Origin of the sequence: Brachybacterium sp. GCM10030252, assembly GCF_042666535.1 — a bacterium.
Lineage (GTDB): Bacteria > Actinomycetota > Actinomycetes > Actinomycetales > Dermabacteraceae > Brachybacterium.
Genome location: NZ_JBHTDM010000036.1, coordinates 147,702 through 163,971 on the forward strand (window position 1 = coordinate 147,702; position 16,270 = coordinate 163,971).

Sequence of the window (16,270 nt, forward strand, 5' to 3'; positions counted from 1 at the left end):
ATGAGCGCCCTCAGGAATTAATGGTCCGCGCCCTCTTGTCGGCCGGACCGAGACAGGAGAAATGTGGCTAAGGTCCGCGTCCACGAGCTCGCCAAGGAGCTCGGACACCCGAGCAAGATCGTTCTGCAGAAGCTGCAGGACATGGGCGAATTCGTTCGTTCCGCCTCCTCGACCGTCGAGGCCCCCGTGGCCCGCCGCCTGCGCCAGGAGCTGCCCGCCAAGAACGGCGACGGCGACTCCGCCAAGAGCGGCTCCGGCGCCCCCGCCGGCGGCCGCGCCTCCGGCGGCTCCCCCAAGCCCGGCAGCACGCCCAAGCCCGGCGGTGCGCCGAAGCCCGGTGCGAAGCCCGCCGCTGCGGCGAAGAATGCCCCGGCAGAGCCGGTGAGCTCGCAGCAGCCGGCCCCCGCGGCCGAGAAGCCCGCGGCACCTGCCCCGGAGCCCGCCCCCCAGGACGACGCCGGCGCGACGCCCGCGGCCGCCCGCGACGAGGCACCGACCCCGCAGAGCAAGGCACCCAAGCCCGGTGGCGAGCGGCCCGCGCCCGCCCCGAAGCCCGGCGGCGAGCGCCCCGCGGCCCGTCCCGGCGGCGCGCGTCCGGGCAACAACCCGTTCGCCAGCTCGCAGGGCATGCCGCGCCCCGGTTCCCGCAAGCCGGGCCAGGGCGGCGGCCGTCCCCCGCGTGAGGGCACCCCGCGTCCGGGCAACAACCCCTTCGCCAGCGCGCAGGGCATGCCGCGACCGGGCGGACCCCGCCCCCAGGGACAGGGCCGCGGCGGCGATCAGGCCGATTCCGGCGCGCGTACGCCTCGCGAAGGCGCCCCCCGTCCCGGCGGCGGCGCGCCCCGTCCCGGGATGCCCACCCCCGGCATCATGCGTCAGCATTCCCACGGTGGTCTCGCCGACGCCAAGCCCGGCGGTGACGCCGGTTCCCGCGGTCGCGGCGGACGTCCCGGTCCCGGCGGTCGCCCCGGCGGCCCCAGCGGCGGCGGTCCCGGCGGCGGCGGTGGCGGCGGTCCTCGTGGCCGCGGCGGTCGCGGCAGCACCCAGGGTGCCTTCGGCCGTGGCGGCAAGCCCGCCCGTTCGCGCAAGTCGAAGCGCGCGAAGCGTCAGGAATTCGAACAGATGCAGGCGCCCGCGCCGGGCGGTGTCTCGATCCCGCGCGGCAACGGCCAGACGATCCGTCTGCGCCGCGGCGCCTCGCTGACCGATTTCGCCGATCGCATCGACGTCAATCCCGCCTCGCTGATCACCGTGCTGTTCGCGATGGGTGAGATGGCCACGGCCACGCAGTCGCTGGACGAGGAGACCTTCGATCTGCTCGGCGAGGAGCTGGGCTACAAGATCGAGATCGTCTCCCCGGAGGATGAGGAGCGCGAGCTGCTCGAGCAGTTCGACATCGATCTCGATGCCGAGCTCGCCGAGGAGGACGAGGAGGACCGCGAGCCCCGCCCGCCGGTCGTCACGGTCATGGGTCACGTCGACCACGGCAAGACCCGGCTGCTGGACACCGTGCGCCAGTCGAAGGTGGGCGCCGGCGAGGCCGGCGGTATCACCCAGCACATCGGCGCCTACCAGGTGCAGATCGAGCACGAGGGAGACCAGCGCGCCCTGACGTTCATCGACACCCCGGGCCACGAGGCGTTCACCGCCATGCGTGCCCGTGGTGCCGACGTCACCGACATCGCGATCCTCGTGGTCGCCGCCGATGACGGCGTGATGCCGCAGACCATCGAGGCGCTCAACCACGCCCAGGCGGCGAACGTGCCGATCGTGGTCGCGGTCAACAAGATCGACAAGCCCGGTGCGAACCCGGAGAAGATCCGGCAGCAGCTGACGGAGTACAACCTGATCGCCGAGGAGTACGGCGGCGACACCATGTTCGTCGACGTCTCCGCCCGCGAGAACCAGAACATCGATGCGCTGCTGGAGGCGGTCCTGCTGACCGCGGACGCCGCTCTCGAGCTCACGGCGGTCGCCGACAAGCCGGCCCGCGGCGTGGCCATCGAGGCGAACCTCGACCGCGGTCGCGGCCCGGTCGCCACCGTGCTCGTCCAGCAGGGCACCCTGCGCGTCGGCGACGCGATCGTCTGCGGCATCGGCCATGGCCGAGTCCGCGCGATGCTCGACGAGAACGGGGAGGCCATCCGCGAGGCCGGTCCGTCCCGTCCCGTGCAGGTGCTCGGTCTGACCGACGTGCCCGGCGCCGGTGACAACTTCCTGGTCGCCCAGGACGAGCGCACCGCCCGCCAGATCGCCGAGAAGCGGGAGTCCGCCAAGCGGGCCGCCGCCCTGTCCAAGGCCCGCAAGCGCGTCAGCCTCGAGGACATCAACAAGGCGATGACCGAGGGCAAGGTCGAGACGCTCAACCTCGTCATCAAGGGCGACGCGGCCGGTTCGGTCGAGGCCCTGGAGGAGGCGCTGCTCGGCATCGATGTCGGCGAGGGCGTGGACCTGCGCATCATCGACCGTGGCGTCGGCGCGATCACGATGAACAACGTCAACCTCGCCGTGGCCTCGAACGCCATCATCATCGGCTTCAACGTCCGGGCCGAGGGCCCGAACGCCGAGTACGCCGACCGCGAGGGCGTGGAGATCAAGTACTACAACGTGATCTACAACGCCATCGACGAGATCGAGCAGGCCCTCAAGGGCATGCTCAAGCCGGAGTACGAGGAGGTCGAGCTGGGCACGGCGGAGATCCGCGAGATCTTCCGCTCCTCCAAGTTCGGCAACATCGCCGGTTCCATCGTGCGCGGCGGTCTCATCCGGCGCGGCGGCAAGGCGCGCATCACCCGAAACGGTGTCGTGGTCACCGAGAGCCTCGAGATCGCGGGCCTGCGGCGCTACAAGGACGATGTCACCGAGGTCCGCGAGGGCTTCGAATGCGGCATCAACCTGGGATCCTTCAACGACCTGCAGATCGGTGACGTCATCACGACGTACGAGATGCAGGAGAAGCCCCGCGACTGAGCCGACAGCGGCCGGGCGCCCCCGCGGCGCCCGGCCGCTCCCGTCGGGGAGGAGAGCCGCATGCAGGAGGTGACTCTCGTCCTCCGCGCCCCGTCGGCCAACCGCGTGTACACGGAGGCCGCCGGGCCGCTCGCCGTCGCCGAGGCCCGCTGGGTGCTCGGCGCCCACCTCGGGACCGTGCCGACCGTGCGGGAGCGTCGCCTGGGCGGGATGGACGCCCTCGAGATCCGCCTCCCTTCGGGCTCCGGCACCGATCCGCTGCGCACGCAGCAGCTGATCTCGGCGCTGTCCGTCACGCTCGGCGCCTTCGACGTGGTCGAGGACGAGGGAGGGGACGACGACGAGGACCGCGACGCGCAGGCGCCGGAAGGCGCTCCGCCGGCGCCGCTGCTGCGCCCTCGGGAGCTGCCCGCCACGGTGACCCACCCGGGGGACCTGGAGACCATTCTCAAGTATCCGGGAAAGACCAACGAGCAGTTCACCGCGCTCCTGATCAATCTGGCCGCCGCGCTGAGCACACGCCGCGCCGGGCTCTTCGACGGCACCCTCAGCCTGCTCGACCCGCTCTGCGGTCGCGGCACCACGCTCAACCGGGCGCTGCGCCTGGGCCTGAGCCCGCTCGGAGCGGAGATCGACCGCAAGGACGTCGACGCCTACCGCTCATTCCTGACCACCTGGCTGCGCAGCCACCGCTACAAGCACACCCTGACCGCCTCGAAGCTGACCCTGCGCGGTCAGCATCTGGGGACGCGCCTGGACGCGGAGCTGGCCGCCGGCAAACAGGCCCAGCGCGAGGGCCGCAGCCAGCGTGTGAGCGTGCTGGGCTGCGACACGACCCGGCTCGGCGAGCTGCTGCCCGACCGCAGCGTCGACGCGCTGGTGGCCGACCTGCCCTACGGCGTCCAGCACGGCGCGAAGGCCGCCGGTGCCTGGCAGCGTTCACCGCTCGAGGTGCTGCGCAGCGCCGCTGGCCCCTGGCGCTCCCTGCTGCGCGACGGCGGTGGCCTCGCCCTGGCGATCAACCGCCATACCCTCGCCCACGAGGACGCCAGCGACGTGCTGGCCGGTGCGGGGCTGCGGGTGATCAGCCGTGACGGCGCCTTCCGGCACCGCGTCGACCGCTCCATCGACCGCGACGTCCTGCTCGCGATCCCCACCGACCATCCCCGCGCCGAGCAGCTCGCAGCTCTCGGCGCCGATCAGGAGAAGATCCGACCATGAACGACAACCCCCGCGCTCTCAAGCTCGCCGACCGCATCAAGGTCATCGTCGCGACCATGCTCGACACCCGCGTCAAGGACCCCCGGCTCGGGTTCGTGACGATCACCGACGTGCGTGTCAGCGGCGACCTCCAGCACGCCACCGTCTTCTACACCGTCTTCGGCACCGACGAGGAGCGAGAGGGCACCGCCGCGGCGCTGACCAGCGCCACCGGCATGCTGCGCCGTGAGGTCGGCCGGCAGACCGGCGTCCGCCTGACCCCGACGCTCGAGTTCATCGCCGATGCCGTCCCGGAGAACGCCCGTGTCATCGAGGATCTGCTGAGCGAGGCCCGCGGCCGCGACGCCGAGCTCGCTCGCTCCAAGGAGGGCGCCGACTACGCCGGAGACGCGGACCCCTACCGCGTGGCGCGCGAGGACGAGGACGGCGACGCGGACGGTGACGCGGCCCCCGGGGTCGACGGCGCCTTCGCGACCGACGAGGACGACAGGGCCGACGGTGCTGAGCCCGCCGGCGGCGCCACCGGCGAGCGCGGCCGCGAGGACGCGTGAGCGCTCCGCACGGCGTCCTGCTGGTCGACAAGGCCCCCGACCGCACGAGCCACGACGTCGTCGCCCGGGTGCGATGGCTGCTGGGTACCAAGAAGGTCGGACACGCCGGCACTCTCGACCCGATGGCCACCGGACTGCTGATCCTCGGCATTGGGCAGGGGACCCGCCTGCTGACCCACCTGGTGGGCCTGGACAAGACCTACCTCGCCACGATCCGGCTCGGACTGTCCACCACCACGGACGACCGGGAGGGGGAGGGTCTCGGCGAGCCCCGTGACGCCACCGGACTCTCCGATGCGGCGATCGAGGAGCAGCTCGCCCACCTGCGAGGGGACATCCAGCAGGTGCCCTCGACCGTGAGCGCGATCAAGGTCGACGGCAAGCGCGCCTACGCCCGCGCCCGCGCCGGAGAGGACGTCGAGCTCGCGGCGCGACCCGTGCGGATCTCCCGGTTCGAGCTCACGGCCCGCCGAGAGGTCGACGGCTTCCTCGATCTGGACGCCGTGGTGACCTGCTCCTCGGGAACGTACGTCCGGGCGCTCGCCCGCGACCTCGGAGCCGCACTCGGGGTCGGGGGACACCTGACCGCGCTGCGCCGCACCGATGTCGGTCCCTTCCCGGTCTCCGAGGCGGTCCACGTCCCGGCGCGTGGTGAGGGGGACGATGTCGACCTCCCGCTGCTCGGGCTCGGAGACGCCGCCTCCCGCGTCCTGCCCGTCCTCCCCGTCGACGAGCAGGCCGCGCGCGACCTCGCCGACGGCCGCCGCATCCCCCGGTCCGACGAGCCGGCCCGGCCGGGCATCGCAGCGCTCGGGAGCGGGGCCGATGGGCGCGGCGCCGGCGGCTCTGTGAGTTCCGCCGGCGAGGCCGCGCACGACGAGGCCGAGCACGACGAGGCCGAGCACGAGGTGGTCGCCGCTCTCGATACCGAGGGAGCCCTGCGGGCCGTGCTGCGGCCCGAGGGGGAGCGGTGGCGACCGATGATGGTCATCCCGCCGGAAGCGCGCGGCTGATCAGGCTCCGGCCCCGTCGGGGCTCGGTCGGCGCACAGCACGACGACGAAGGCCGCCCCCGGAGATCTCCGGGGGCGGCCTTCTCGTGTCATGGGGTGGGCGTCAGTGGTGCACTTCCACCCGCGTGCCCTCGGAAGCCCAGTCGTAGAGCCACTTGGCGTCGGAGACGGGCAGGTTGATGCATCCGTGCGACCCGGAGTATCCGAAGGATGAGCGCCACGGGGCTCCGTGGAAGCCATAGCCGGCGTGGAAGTACTGCACCCACGGGACGTCCGGGTTGTAGTAGTACTTCTCGTGCCCCTCGGGGTACCGGCTCGCGTTGGTCATGTCCTGCTTCTCGTAGCGCAGGTAGATCTCGTAGGTGCCGGTGACCGTCTCATTGCCCTCCTTGCCGTCGACCATCGAACGGGGGCCCCACACGGGCGTGTCGCCGACGTACGCGGTCACGGTCTTGTTGGACAGATTCACATCGATCCACTTCTCGCCGGTCGGAGTGGCCTCCTCGGCCTCGTCGGCGTCCTCGGACTCCTCGTCCTTGGCCTTCTCCTTCTCCTCCTCGGCCTTCTCCTCCTCGGACTTCGGAGCGTCGACCTCCTCGACCTCCGCCTCGACCTTCTTCGTCTCGAAGGCCGCCTCGAGGGGCGTGGTGCCGTTCAGCGCGGCGATCAGCTCGTCGGCCACGGCGTCGGCGTTGGTGATATCCAGGCCGTCCTGCTTCTCGGCGACGACCTTGACGACCTCACCGTTCTCGTCGACCTGCTCGATGCCGTCCTTCTTCTCGACGGAGTCCTTGTCGGCGCGCGCAGAGACCCACTCGCGCACGCTCTCCTCGTCGACCGAGATCTCGAGCGACTGGCCCGCCTCGTCCGGAGCGACCGACAGCCAGTCGCTGCGGCGCTCGGCGGAGACCTCGTGGGTCTTCCCGTCGGCTCCGGCGATCGTCATCGGCTGCTCGAGGATGCCGCTGATGGTGCCGACGACCTCCTCGGCCTCCTCGGTGGTGATCGCCGGCGGGATGTCCTTGATCGGCTGCTCCACGCTGAAGTCCTCCAGCGAGGACGCCTTCTGCGTGACGGCGTCCACGAGGGGCTGCGGGTCAATGCCCTGGCCGTCGGTCCCCGGGACCGCGGTCCACGCCTGCTTCTCCTCGTCGAAGGTCACCTGCGCGTCGACCGGTTCCGTCTTGTCCTCGGGCACGAGGCCCTTGGCGAAGTCCTGGACCGCTCCCTCGTCGACGGAGACGACCGGGTCGACCGTGTGCTCGCCCGACCAGGTCGAGGAGATCACGCCGGTGAAGGAGTCGTCGCGCTCGACGGCGGCGGCCGCCGTGGCGGCCGCATCGACGTTCACGCCGAGGTCCGCGAGGGAAACCTCGTGCTCCTGGTCGCCGGCGGTGACCGTCACCGTGACGGATTCGCCGCGCTCGGCGACGAGTGCGGCGATCTCCTCGGGGCTCTGCCCGGAGACGTCCTTTCCGAGGACCTCGGTGCCCGGCAGGGCGCGTCCCTCGAACTGCTTGGCATAGGCGAGCGCGCCGCCGGTGAGTACGACAGCGATGACGGCGACGACGGCCGCCACGATGAGGGAGACGCGTCGACGCCCGTGGCGCCCGGTGGGTCGCGATGGGCCGCCCAGCGCGGCCGGTTCGGTCACGTTCGTCATGGAAATCGATCCGTTTCTCAGCGGCCGTCATGTCAGCCCCCGCTTACTTCGCGGGAGGGCACAGGGGTCCCTCCCCGGCGCCGCCTTGTCGTTCAGGGTAGCGGAGTGCGCATCGTGAGGGATATGAGTGAAACGCCGACCTTCATCACAGCTGGGTATCATCCCGATGCGCTTTCCGGGCCGTGCGCGGGGGATACAGTGTCCCCGCACGTCGATGTCGTATGCCGCTGAGCGATGTTCTGCGTTCTGCGCCGGTCGTCGTTCCCGCGGTGCGTTCGTCCGTGCGGTGCGACGTTCCGCGACGTGCTGCGACCCCGCTGCCTGTCCCGACGTCCGAGGGTTCGGACGTGCTCCCGGCTCTGGAAGGATCCGACCCCGCCGTGACCCGCGCCCCCATCTGGCACTCCGTCGAGGAGGTTCCCGCCGGCCTCGGTGCGACGGCGGTCTCGATCGGCAACTACGACGGGGTCCATCGCGGCCACCGCTACGTGCTCGACCAGCTGCTGCGCCACGCGCAGGCACGTTCGCTGTCCCCGGTCGCCCTGACCTTTTGGCCGCACCCCCGGCACGTGATGGGCACTCCCGGTGACCCCCCGCTGCTGACGGGGCGGGACGATCGTGATCGGCTGCTGCTGCTCGCCGGGATGAGCGGCGTCCTCGACCTCGAGTTCACCCGCGACTTCGCCCAGTACTCGGCGGAGGACTTCGTGCGGGTGTTCCTGGTCGAGGGGCTCGGCGCCGAGTGCGTCGTGCTGGGGGAGGACGCCCTGTTCGGCCGGGGCAATGCCGGGAACATCGAGACCATGCGCGACCTGGGCCGCACGTACGGCTTCGAGGTCGTGACCGTCGCGGACCTCGGGCCCGACGGGGAAGGGACCGGCCGCATCTCGTCCTCCGGGATCCGCGCCGCACTGCTGGGGGGTGACGTCGACGGGGCGGCCGATGCGCTCGGCCGCCTCCACACCGTCACCGACGTCATCCACCACGGCCATCGGCGAGGGCGCGAGCTCGGCTTCCCGACCGCGAACCTCGGCCCGGCACCGGCCGGTCTGATCCCCGCCGACGGCGTCTACGCCGGCTACCTCACCGTGCTGGAGCAGGATCCTGGCCATGCGGGCACCGAGCCGCTGGCCGGCGCACCTGCGACGATCTCCATCGGCACCAACCCCACCTTCGAGGACGAGGACGGCGCGGGAGGCCCGCGACGCACGGTGGAGGCCTATGTGCACGGTGACCACGACCTCGACCTCTACGGCGACACGGTGCGCCTGGAGTTCGTCCGGTTCCAGCGGCCCACGCTGACGTTCGACTCGGTCGAGAGCCTGGTCGAGCAGATGCGCGAGGACGTGGAGGTGAGCCGCCGCACTCTGGACGTGCACGGCTCCCGTCCCGCAGCCACCGGCTGATATCCTGCTGAGGCCGTGAATTCGGCCGCGGAGAGCATTCCCGTCCCTATCCGCAGCACCCGCCCCGGCGCGTGCGCCGACAGGAGACAGCTCGCACAGAGAGCCCAGGACACAAGGTCCCGGAGCGCCGCGCAACGACCCAGGAGAGCCATGGCCTTCGATACCGCCACCAAGCAGGAGATCATCAAGGAGTTCGGGACCACCGAGGGCGACACCGGCTCGCCCGAGGTCCAGGTCGCGCTCCTGACTCACCGCATCAAGTACCTGACCGAGCACCTGAAGACCCACAAGCACGATCACCACACTCGTCGGGGTCTCATGCTGCTGGTCGGCCAGCGCAAGCGCCTCCTGCAGTACCTGCAGGACGTCGACATCGAGCGGTACCGTTCGCTGATCCAGCGCGTCGGCATCCGCCGGTGACACCACCCGCCGCTCGCCCCTGAGGGCGGGCGGCGGTTTCATGTGCCCACCCCGGTGGGCCACCGAAGAACCAGATAACAGATACCCGCCCCGACCAGGTTCGGTCCTCGGCAGTGACGTGCGGTACGCAGGCCCCGGCAGATCACCGGGTCCCGCCGGGACCGCGAGTGACTGGCGATGACCGCGCCGGCAGGGCGAACCCCCTACCCAAGGAGATTCACATGGCCATGGAAGGCCCTGAAATCACCGCGACCACCGCGGTCATCGACAACGGCTCGTTCGGCCGCCGCGAGGTCCGCTTCGAGACCGGTCGTCTCGCCCAGCAGGCCGCCGGCGCCGTCGCCGTCTACCTCGACGACGACACGATGATCATGTCGGCCACCGCCGTCTCGAACCGTCCCAAGGACCAGTTCGACTTCTTCCCCCTCACCATCGACGTCGAGGAGCGGATGTACGCCGCGGGCCGCATCCCCGGCTCCTTCTTCCGCCGTGAGGGCCGTCCCAGCACCGACGCGATCCTCGCCGCGCGCCTGACCGACCGTCCGCTGCGCCCCGCCTTCGTCAAGGGTCTGCGCAACGAGGTCCAGGTCGTCCTGACCGTCATGGCCAACGGACCTGACGACGCGTACGACGTCGTCGGCATCAACGGTGCCTCCGCCTCCACCCAGATCTCCGGTCTGCCCTTCTCGGGCCCGATCGGTGCGGTGCGCATCGCCCTGATCCCGACCGCCCAGGGCGGCGGCCAGTGGGTCGCCTTCCCCACGTTCTCCCAGCTCGAGGAGGCCGTGTTCTCCATGGTCGTCGCCGGCCGCATCACCGGCGAGGGCGATGAGTCCGACGTGGCGATCATGATGGTCGAGGCCGAGGCCACCGACAACTCCTGGACGCTGATCAAGGAGCAGGGCGCGATCACCCCCACCGAGGAGGTCGTCGCCGAAGGCCTCGAGGCCGCCAAGGTCTTCATCCGCAGCCTGTGCGTGGCCCAGCAGGAGCTGGCCGCCACCGCCGCCAAGCCGGTGCGCGAGTTCCCGCTGTTCCTGGACTACCAGGACGATGCCTACGAGATCGTCGCCGGAGCCGCCACCGATCGTCTCGCCGAGGTCATGTCGATCTCCGGCAAGAGCGAGCGCGAGGAGCGCACCGAGCAGCTGCTGGCCGAGGTCACCGACGAGCTCGCCGGTGAGGGCAAGCAGCTCGAGGGCCGCGAGAAGGAGGTCAGCGGAGCCTTCCGCGCCCTGACCAAGCAGGTCGTGCGCAAGAAGGTCCTCACCGACGGCGTCCGCATCGACGGTCGCGGTCTGCGTGACATCCGCGCGCTGTCGGCCGAGGTCGAGGTCATCCCGCGTGTGCACGGCTCGGCTCTGTTCCAGCGCGGCGAGACCCAGATCCTGGGTGTGACCACGCTGAACATGCTCAAGATGGAACAGCAGATCGACTCGCTGTCGCCGGTGACCCGCAAGCGCTACGTCCACCACTACAACTTCCCGCCGTACTCCACCGGCGAGACCGGTCGCGTGGGCTCCCCGAAGCGTCGCGAGATCGGCCACGGCATGCTCGCCGAGCGCGCCCTGGTCCCGGTCCTGCCCGGCCGCGAGGAGTTCCCCTACGCGATCCGTCAGGTCTCCGAGGCCCTCGGCTCCAACGGCTCCACGTCGATGGGTTCCGTCTGCGCCTCCACCCTGTCGCTGATGAACGCCGGCGTGCCGCTGCGGGCACCGGTCGCGGGCATCGCGATGGGCCTGATCTCGGACACCGTCGACGGTGAGACCCGCTACGCGGCGCTGACCGACATCCTCGGCGCCGAGGACGCCTTCGGCGACATGGACTTCAAGGTCGCCGGCACCTCAGAGTTCGTCACGGCGATCCAGCTGGACACCAAGCTCGACGGCATCCCCGCCTCGGTGCTGGGCGGCGCGCTGTCGCAGGCCCGTGAGGCCCGCCTGGCCATCCTGGGCGTGCTGAACGAGGCGATCGATACGCCCGACGAGATGAGCCCGCACGCCCCGCGCGTGCTCGCGGTCACCGTGCCCGTCGACAAGATCGGTGCGGTCATCGGCCCCAAGGGTCAGATGATCAACCAGATCCAGGACGACACCGGCGCGGACATCACGATCGAGGACGACGGCACCGTGTACATCGGTGCGACCGACGGCCCCTCGGCCGAGGCCGCCCGCTCCGCGATCAACGCCATCGCCAACCCGATGGTCCCGGAGGTCGGCGAGCGCTACCTCGGCACCGTGGTGCGTGTGGTCGACTTCGGCGCGTTCGTCTCCCTCACCCCGGGCAAGGACGGCCTGCTCCACGTCACCCAGCTGCGCAAGCTGAACGACGGCAAGCGGGTCGAGAACGTCGAGGACGTCGCCAAGGTCGGTCAGAAGATCGAGGTGGAGATCCGCGAGATCGACGCCCGCGGCAAGATCTCCCTCGGCGTGATCGAGGACGAGCAGGCCGACGAGAAGCCGGCCGAGGACGCCGGCCAGGAGTGATCCTCGCCGGGTGATCCGGCAACGACGGACGGGCGGCATCCCTGCGGGGGTGCCGCCCGTCCGTCGTTCCAGGGCTTCCACGTTCGGGTGGGACCTGATGTGATGGACGCGCGACGGCACGACGCTGAGGAGCATCCATGCACGATCCTGATCTGATCGCGCTGCTGACCGAGCAGCGAGGCCATGTGCTGGCGGCCGTCGACGGTCTCGACGATGCGCGGATGGCCGAGGTCCATGTGCCCTCGGGATGGTCGATCACGCAGCTGCTCGGCCACCTGACCTTCGACGACGAGAGGTTCTGGATCTCCGCGGTGCTCGATGCCCAGCCCCGAGCGATCGAGGGACTGTGCGACGGATGGAGAGACGGCCCGGCCTCCGGGCGGGACGCCATCTCCCGGTACCGCGAGGAGATCGAGCGCTCCGACGAGGTCCTCGCGCGCGTCGACCTCGCCGAGCCGCCGCGCTGGCGACCGCCCGCGAGTGTGTTCGACGGGCCGATCATGGCCGACGGCCGCGGCATCCTCCTGCGCATGCTCGAGGAGACCGCCGTGCACGCGGGCCATCTGGACATCGTCCGTGAGCTCATCGATGGCCGACAGCACATCGTCGTGCCCTGAACTCCTCATCTCTGCTCCCGCCCTCGCCGACGGAGTCGAGGAAGCGCCGTCTCTCCGGTGCCGCCGTGCACCCCCCGATTCCCGGCGCCTCGGAGCGGTTCCCCCGGGGTGTTCCGGCCCGTGGGAGAATCAATCGATGCCTTCCGACCTCGCCTTCGACGACCCCGCGTCCGATGTGATGCTCGATGCCGCCACCGGCGTGCGCCGCAGCATCCTGCCCGGCGGCGTGCGGCTGCTGACCCAGACCGATCCCAGCGTGCGCAGCGCGACCATCGGGCTCTGGCTGCCGGTCGGCTCCCGCGACGAGCTGCCGCAGCATGCCGGCTCCACCCACGTGCTCGAGCACCTGATGTTCAAGGGCACCCACCGCCGCAGCGCGATGGACATCGCCACGGCGTTCGATGAGGTCGGCGGCGACTCCAACGCCATCACGGCGAAGGAGCACACCCTGTACTTCGGGCGTGTGCGCTCAGCGGACGTTCCCAGGGCGGTCGACGTCCTGACCGACATGATCACCGCCAGCCGCCTCGAGGAGGAGGCCCTGGCCACCGAGCGCGAGGTGATCCTCGAAGAGCTCGCCATGGCAGAGGACGACCCGACCGACATCGGCTACGAGACCTTCCTCGCCGACGTCCTCGGGCCCGACACGGCGATCGGCCGTCCCGTCGGCGGCACCGCCGAGAGCGTGAACGCGCTGAGCATCGAGGACGTCCGCGCCCACTGGGCCGAGCACTACCGGCCCGGCAACCTGGTGGTCACGGCCGTCGGCGACATCGACCACGACGAGCTCGCCGAGCTGGTGCAGGCGGGCCTGCGCCGCGGTGGATGGAGACTCGAGCCCGGCGCCCTGCCCGCGCGACGGCTGCGAACCGACGCCGCCGGAGGCGAGTCCGGCGGCGGCGTGGTCGCGAACGTCGCCGGCATCGATCCGCACCGATTGCTGCGGCCCGCCGAGCAGAACCACATCTACCTCGGCGGGCAGGGGATCACGGCGGTCAGCGAGGAGCGCCACGCCATGTCGGTGCTGATGTCGATCCTCGGCGGTGGCATGTCCTCCCGCCTGTTCCAGAACATCCGAGAGCAGCGCGGACTGGCCTACTCGGTGTACTCCTTCAGCTCCGGATACCGCGATGCCGGGCTGTTCGGCCTCTACGCGGCCTGCCGTCCGGGCCGGACCACCGAGGTGGTCGAGCTCCTCGGCGCCGAGCTGGCACGGATGGGGGAGCAGGGCGTCGACGAGGACGAGCTCGCCCGCGCTCGCGGTCAGATCACCGGCTCCTTCGCGCTGGGGCTGGAGGACACCAGCAGCCGCATGGGCCGCCTGGGCACCATCGAGCTCGTCCACGGCACCTACTCGAGCGTGGACGAGACGCTGGAGAAGATCGGCCGCGTCGATGCCGCCGCGGTGCGCGATCTCGCCGCCCGCCTGTCCACGTCCTTCAGCACCCGGGTCGAGGTCGGCCCCGAGAGCTGACCCCGGCGAGCCGGGAGCCGAGCATTCCGGGCCGTCCTCCGGTGCCGTCCAGCTCGGCCACCGCACTCCGATCGCCCGACCAGCTCACTATCATCTATCCGCCATCCGCCGACGATCGAGGAGCACGCCATGACCCAGACAGACCAGACCGCCGTGCCCGTGGCCGTGCTCGGCGCCGGAGGGCGCATGGGCACCGAGGCATGCCGTGCGATCGACGAGGCACCGGACCTCGAACTCGTCGCCCGTATCGGTCGCGACGACGACCTCTCCGCGATCACCGAGGCCGGGGCGCAGGTCGCGGTGGATCTCACCGTGCCGGCCGCGACCGGCGACAACGTCCGCTGGCTGATCGAGCACGGGGTCCACGCCGTCGTCGGCGCCACCGGCTGGACCGAGGACTCCCTGGCCGCAGTGCGCACGCAGCTCGAGGGGGCCGACGGGGTGGGCGTCCTGATCGCGCCGAACTTCGCGATCGGTGCCGTGCTGGCCATGCGCTTCGCGGAGGTCGCTGCCCGCTACTACGACAGCGCCGAGATCATCGAGATGCACCATCCGAACAAGCTCGACGCCCCCTCCGGGACCGCCACGCACACCGCCGCGGCGATCGCCCGCGGCCGGGCGGCCGCCGGCCTCGGCCCGGTCCCGGACGCGACCGAGAAGGATCCGCAGGGCGCCCGCGGGGCCGTCGTCGACGGCATCCACGTCCACGCGGTCCGTCAGCGCGGACTGGTCGCCCACGAGGTCGTCCAGTTCGGGGGGCCGGGGGAGCAGTTCCAGCTCCGCCACGACTCCTTCGACCGCGCCAGCTTCATGCCCGGCGTGCTGCTGGGCATCCGCGAGGTCGCCGCGCACCCCGGACTCACCGTGGGGCTCGACGGCTACCTCGAGCTCGGCTGAGCACGCGGACCTCCATGCGTCAGCAACTCTTCGTCGCCGTCCTGGTCCTCATCACCGCGGCGTACTGCTACGGACTGGGGTGGATAGCCGTCGGCTTCGCCCGCGCTGGCAGCGCCCTCGGCTATGGGCTGGCCCTCGGCATCGCGATCCTGCTCGGCCTCAGCGTGTGGGTGACGTGGCGCGAGGTGCTGTTCGGCCTCGCCTCCGGGCGCCTCGCCGAACGCTACGCACCGCCGCCCGGAGCGATCCCCGACGACCCGCGGGCGGAGTTCGAGTCCGCCCGGGCCGCGATCCAGGACGGCGCCGAGCACGACTGGAGCGCCTGGTTCCGCCTGGCCCTCGCCTATGACGCGCTGCGTGACCGCAAGGGCGCCCGCATGGCGACCCGGCGCGCGATCGAGGAGCAGCGCGGCCGCTAGAGGGCCGGGCGGGTCAGGCCCATCCGAGGGCGCGCAGCCCCGCCGCGGCCACAGCCGCACCGATCACGACCACGAGGAACGGTGCGCGCAGCACCAGCAGCACCACCGCGACGCCGAGGCCGGCCAGACGTGCATCCAGGACGATCTCCGTTCCACTGGTCGCCGTCTGCGTCGCCACCAGCGCACCCAGCAGTGCGATCGGCAGCAGGGACGTGATGCGGGCGACCCGGGGACGCTCCAGCACGTCCGGCGGCGCCTGGTAGCCCAGCCACTTCTGGGCGAACGAGATGACCGAGGCGGCGATCACCGCGATCCACAGCGTGCTCATCGGCGTTCCTCCTCGGGACGGTGGGGGCGCTCTGCACTGCCCCGCCGCGACGGCAGGAGCCCTGCGACGACGGCTACCAGGGCCGCGGCGAGCACGGGCAGCCCCGAGGGCAGCACAGGGGTGGCCAGCAGGGCGACGACGGCACCGGCCACCGCGATCGCCACGGCATCGCCGCCGCGCAGCCGCGGCCACAGCAGGGCCAGGAACGCTCCGGCGGCCGCTGCGTCGAGCCCCCACGCCCCGGGATCCGCGACATACTGCCCCGCGACCGCGCCGACCAGGGAGAACAGGTTCCAGAAGGCATAGACGCAGAGACCGGCGGCCCAGAAGCCGGCGCGCCTCTCCTCGTCGGTGGTGCCGGAGGCGGCCAGGGCAGCCGACTCGTCGATCGTCAGCTGCGTCCGCGCGAGGCCCCGCCATCCGCCGCGGGCGAAGGACGGCGCGAGGATCAGCCCGTACAGCGTGTTGCGCACCCCCAGCAGCACCGAGGCGATGGCCGCCCCGGCGGCGGAGCCGCCCCCGCCGATCACGCCGACGAAGGCGAACTGGCTGCCCCCGGTGAACATCACCGCCGACAGCACCATCGCCTGCCACACGTCCAGCCCCGAGGCCGTCGCGAGTGCTCCGAAGGAGATGCCGTACAGGCCCGTCGCGAGGCCGATCGAGAATCCGGTGCGGCGTATCGCACGGAGCCGCAGGGGGAGCTCCGGTCCGCTGTGGCCGGCCGAGGAGGAAGCGGTCGTCATGATGGTCGACACTGTACGGTCACCAGGGAGGACACTGCCTTCGCGTCCGCCTCGCGATGT

The 16,270-nt window shown here is 71.4% G+C and carries 14 protein-coding genes; 11 read left to right on the forward strand and 3 right to left on the reverse strand.

The annotated features are described in order from the left end of the window. Window positions 1-63: 63 nt before the first annotated feature. From infB to truB, 4 genes are read left to right on the forward strand one after another with little or no spacing between them, the layout of a single operon-like run. Window positions 64-2,970, forward strand: coding sequence for a translation initiation factor IF-2 (infB, locus tag ACFQRJ_RS16860; protein ID WP_377020380.1), 2,907 nt, complete (start codon window positions 64-66; stop codon window positions 2,968-2,970). 60 nt (window positions 2,971-3,030) lie between these two features. Beyond that, on the forward strand, window positions 3,031-4,191 hold the full coding sequence (locus tag ACFQRJ_RS16865) for a TRM11 family SAM-dependent methyltransferase (RefSeq protein WP_377020381.1): 1,161 nt from the start codon (window positions 3,031-3,033) through the stop codon (window positions 4,189-4,191). Continuing rightward, window positions 4,188-4,742, forward strand: a complete 555-nt coding sequence (rbfA, locus tag ACFQRJ_RS16870) for a 30S ribosome-binding factor RbfA (RefSeq protein ID WP_377020382.1) — start codon at window positions 4,188-4,190, stop codon at window positions 4,740-4,742. The genes ACFQRJ_RS16865 and rbfA overlap by 4 nt, the downstream gene beginning before the upstream one ends. Then, window positions 4,739-5,755 carry a tRNA pseudouridine(55) synthase TruB gene (gene truB / locus ACFQRJ_RS16875; protein ID WP_377020383.1) on the forward strand — a complete coding sequence of 339 codons (1,017 nt, stop codon included), beginning with the start codon at window positions 4,739-4,741 and terminating at the stop codon, window positions 5,753-5,755. The genes rbfA and truB overlap by 4 nt, the downstream gene beginning before the upstream one ends. A gap of 102 nt (window positions 5,756-5,857) precedes the next feature. Here truB and ACFQRJ_RS16880 read toward each other — a convergent pair whose 3' ends face one another. Then, window positions 5,858-7,417 (reverse strand): L,D-transpeptidase family protein, encoded by a 1,560-nt coding sequence (locus ACFQRJ_RS16880; RefSeq protein ID WP_377020384.1) that lies wholly within the window; start codon window positions 7,415-7,417, stop codon window positions 5,858-5,860. Window positions 7,418-7,797: 380 nt separating this feature from the next. On the opposite strand from ACFQRJ_RS16880, the gene ACFQRJ_RS16885 reads away from it, so the two are divergent. From ACFQRJ_RS16885 to ACFQRJ_RS16915, 7 genes are all read left to right on the forward strand, one after another. After that, window positions 7,798-8,823 (forward strand): bifunctional riboflavin kinase/FAD synthetase, encoded by a 1,026-nt coding sequence (locus ACFQRJ_RS16885; RefSeq protein ID WP_377020385.1) that lies wholly within the window; start codon window positions 7,798-7,800, stop codon window positions 8,821-8,823. Window positions 8,824-8,973: 150 nt separating this feature from the next. After that, window positions 8,974-9,243 carry a 30S ribosomal protein S15 gene (gene rpsO / locus ACFQRJ_RS16890; RefSeq protein ID WP_377020386.1) on the forward strand — a complete coding sequence of 90 codons (270 nt, stop codon included), beginning with the start codon at window positions 8,974-8,976 and terminating at the stop codon, window positions 9,241-9,243. A gap of 227 nt (window positions 9,244-9,470) precedes the next feature. Further along, window positions 9,471-11,729 carry a polyribonucleotide nucleotidyltransferase gene (locus tag ACFQRJ_RS16895; protein WP_377020387.1) on the forward strand — a complete coding sequence of 753 codons (2,259 nt, stop codon included), beginning with the start codon at window positions 9,471-9,473 and terminating at the stop codon, window positions 11,727-11,729. Window positions 11,730-11,866: 137 nt separating this feature from the next. Next, window positions 11,867-12,346, forward strand: coding sequence for a DUF664 domain-containing protein (locus tag ACFQRJ_RS16900; protein ID WP_377020388.1), 480 nt, complete (start codon window positions 11,867-11,869; stop codon window positions 12,344-12,346). 136 nt (window positions 12,347-12,482) lie between these two features. Then, on the forward strand, window positions 12,483-13,820 hold the full coding sequence (locus ACFQRJ_RS16905; RefSeq protein ID WP_377020389.1) for a M16 family metallopeptidase: 1,338 nt from the start codon (window positions 12,483-12,485) through the stop codon (window positions 13,818-13,820). A gap of 129 nt (window positions 13,821-13,949) precedes the next feature. Further along, entirely contained in the window at window positions 13,950-14,717 is a 768-nt protein-coding gene (gene dapB / locus ACFQRJ_RS16910; RefSeq protein ID WP_377020390.1) for a 4-hydroxy-tetrahydrodipicolinate reductase, read from the forward strand. 14 nt (window positions 14,718-14,731) lie between these two features. Continuing rightward, window positions 14,732-15,136 carry a hypothetical protein gene (locus ACFQRJ_RS16915; RefSeq protein ID WP_377020391.1) on the forward strand — a complete coding sequence of 135 codons (405 nt, stop codon included), beginning with the start codon at window positions 14,732-14,734 and terminating at the stop codon, window positions 15,134-15,136. A 13-nt stretch (window positions 15,137-15,149) separates the two neighbouring features. Here ACFQRJ_RS16915 and ACFQRJ_RS16920 read toward each other — a convergent pair whose 3' ends face one another. Together ACFQRJ_RS16920 and ACFQRJ_RS16925 are read right to left on the reverse strand one after the other, a co-directional pair. Continuing rightward, entirely contained in the window at window positions 15,150-15,464 is a 315-nt protein-coding gene (locus ACFQRJ_RS16920; protein WP_377020392.1) for an AzlD domain-containing protein, read from the reverse strand. Further along, window positions 15,461-16,210 (reverse strand): AzlC family ABC transporter permease, encoded by a 750-nt coding sequence (locus ACFQRJ_RS16925; RefSeq protein WP_377020393.1) that lies wholly within the window; start codon window positions 16,208-16,210, stop codon window positions 15,461-15,463. Before ACFQRJ_RS16925 ends, ACFQRJ_RS16920 begins: the two co-directional genes overlap by 4 nt. Between the last annotated feature and the right edge of the window lie 60 nt (window positions 16,211-16,270).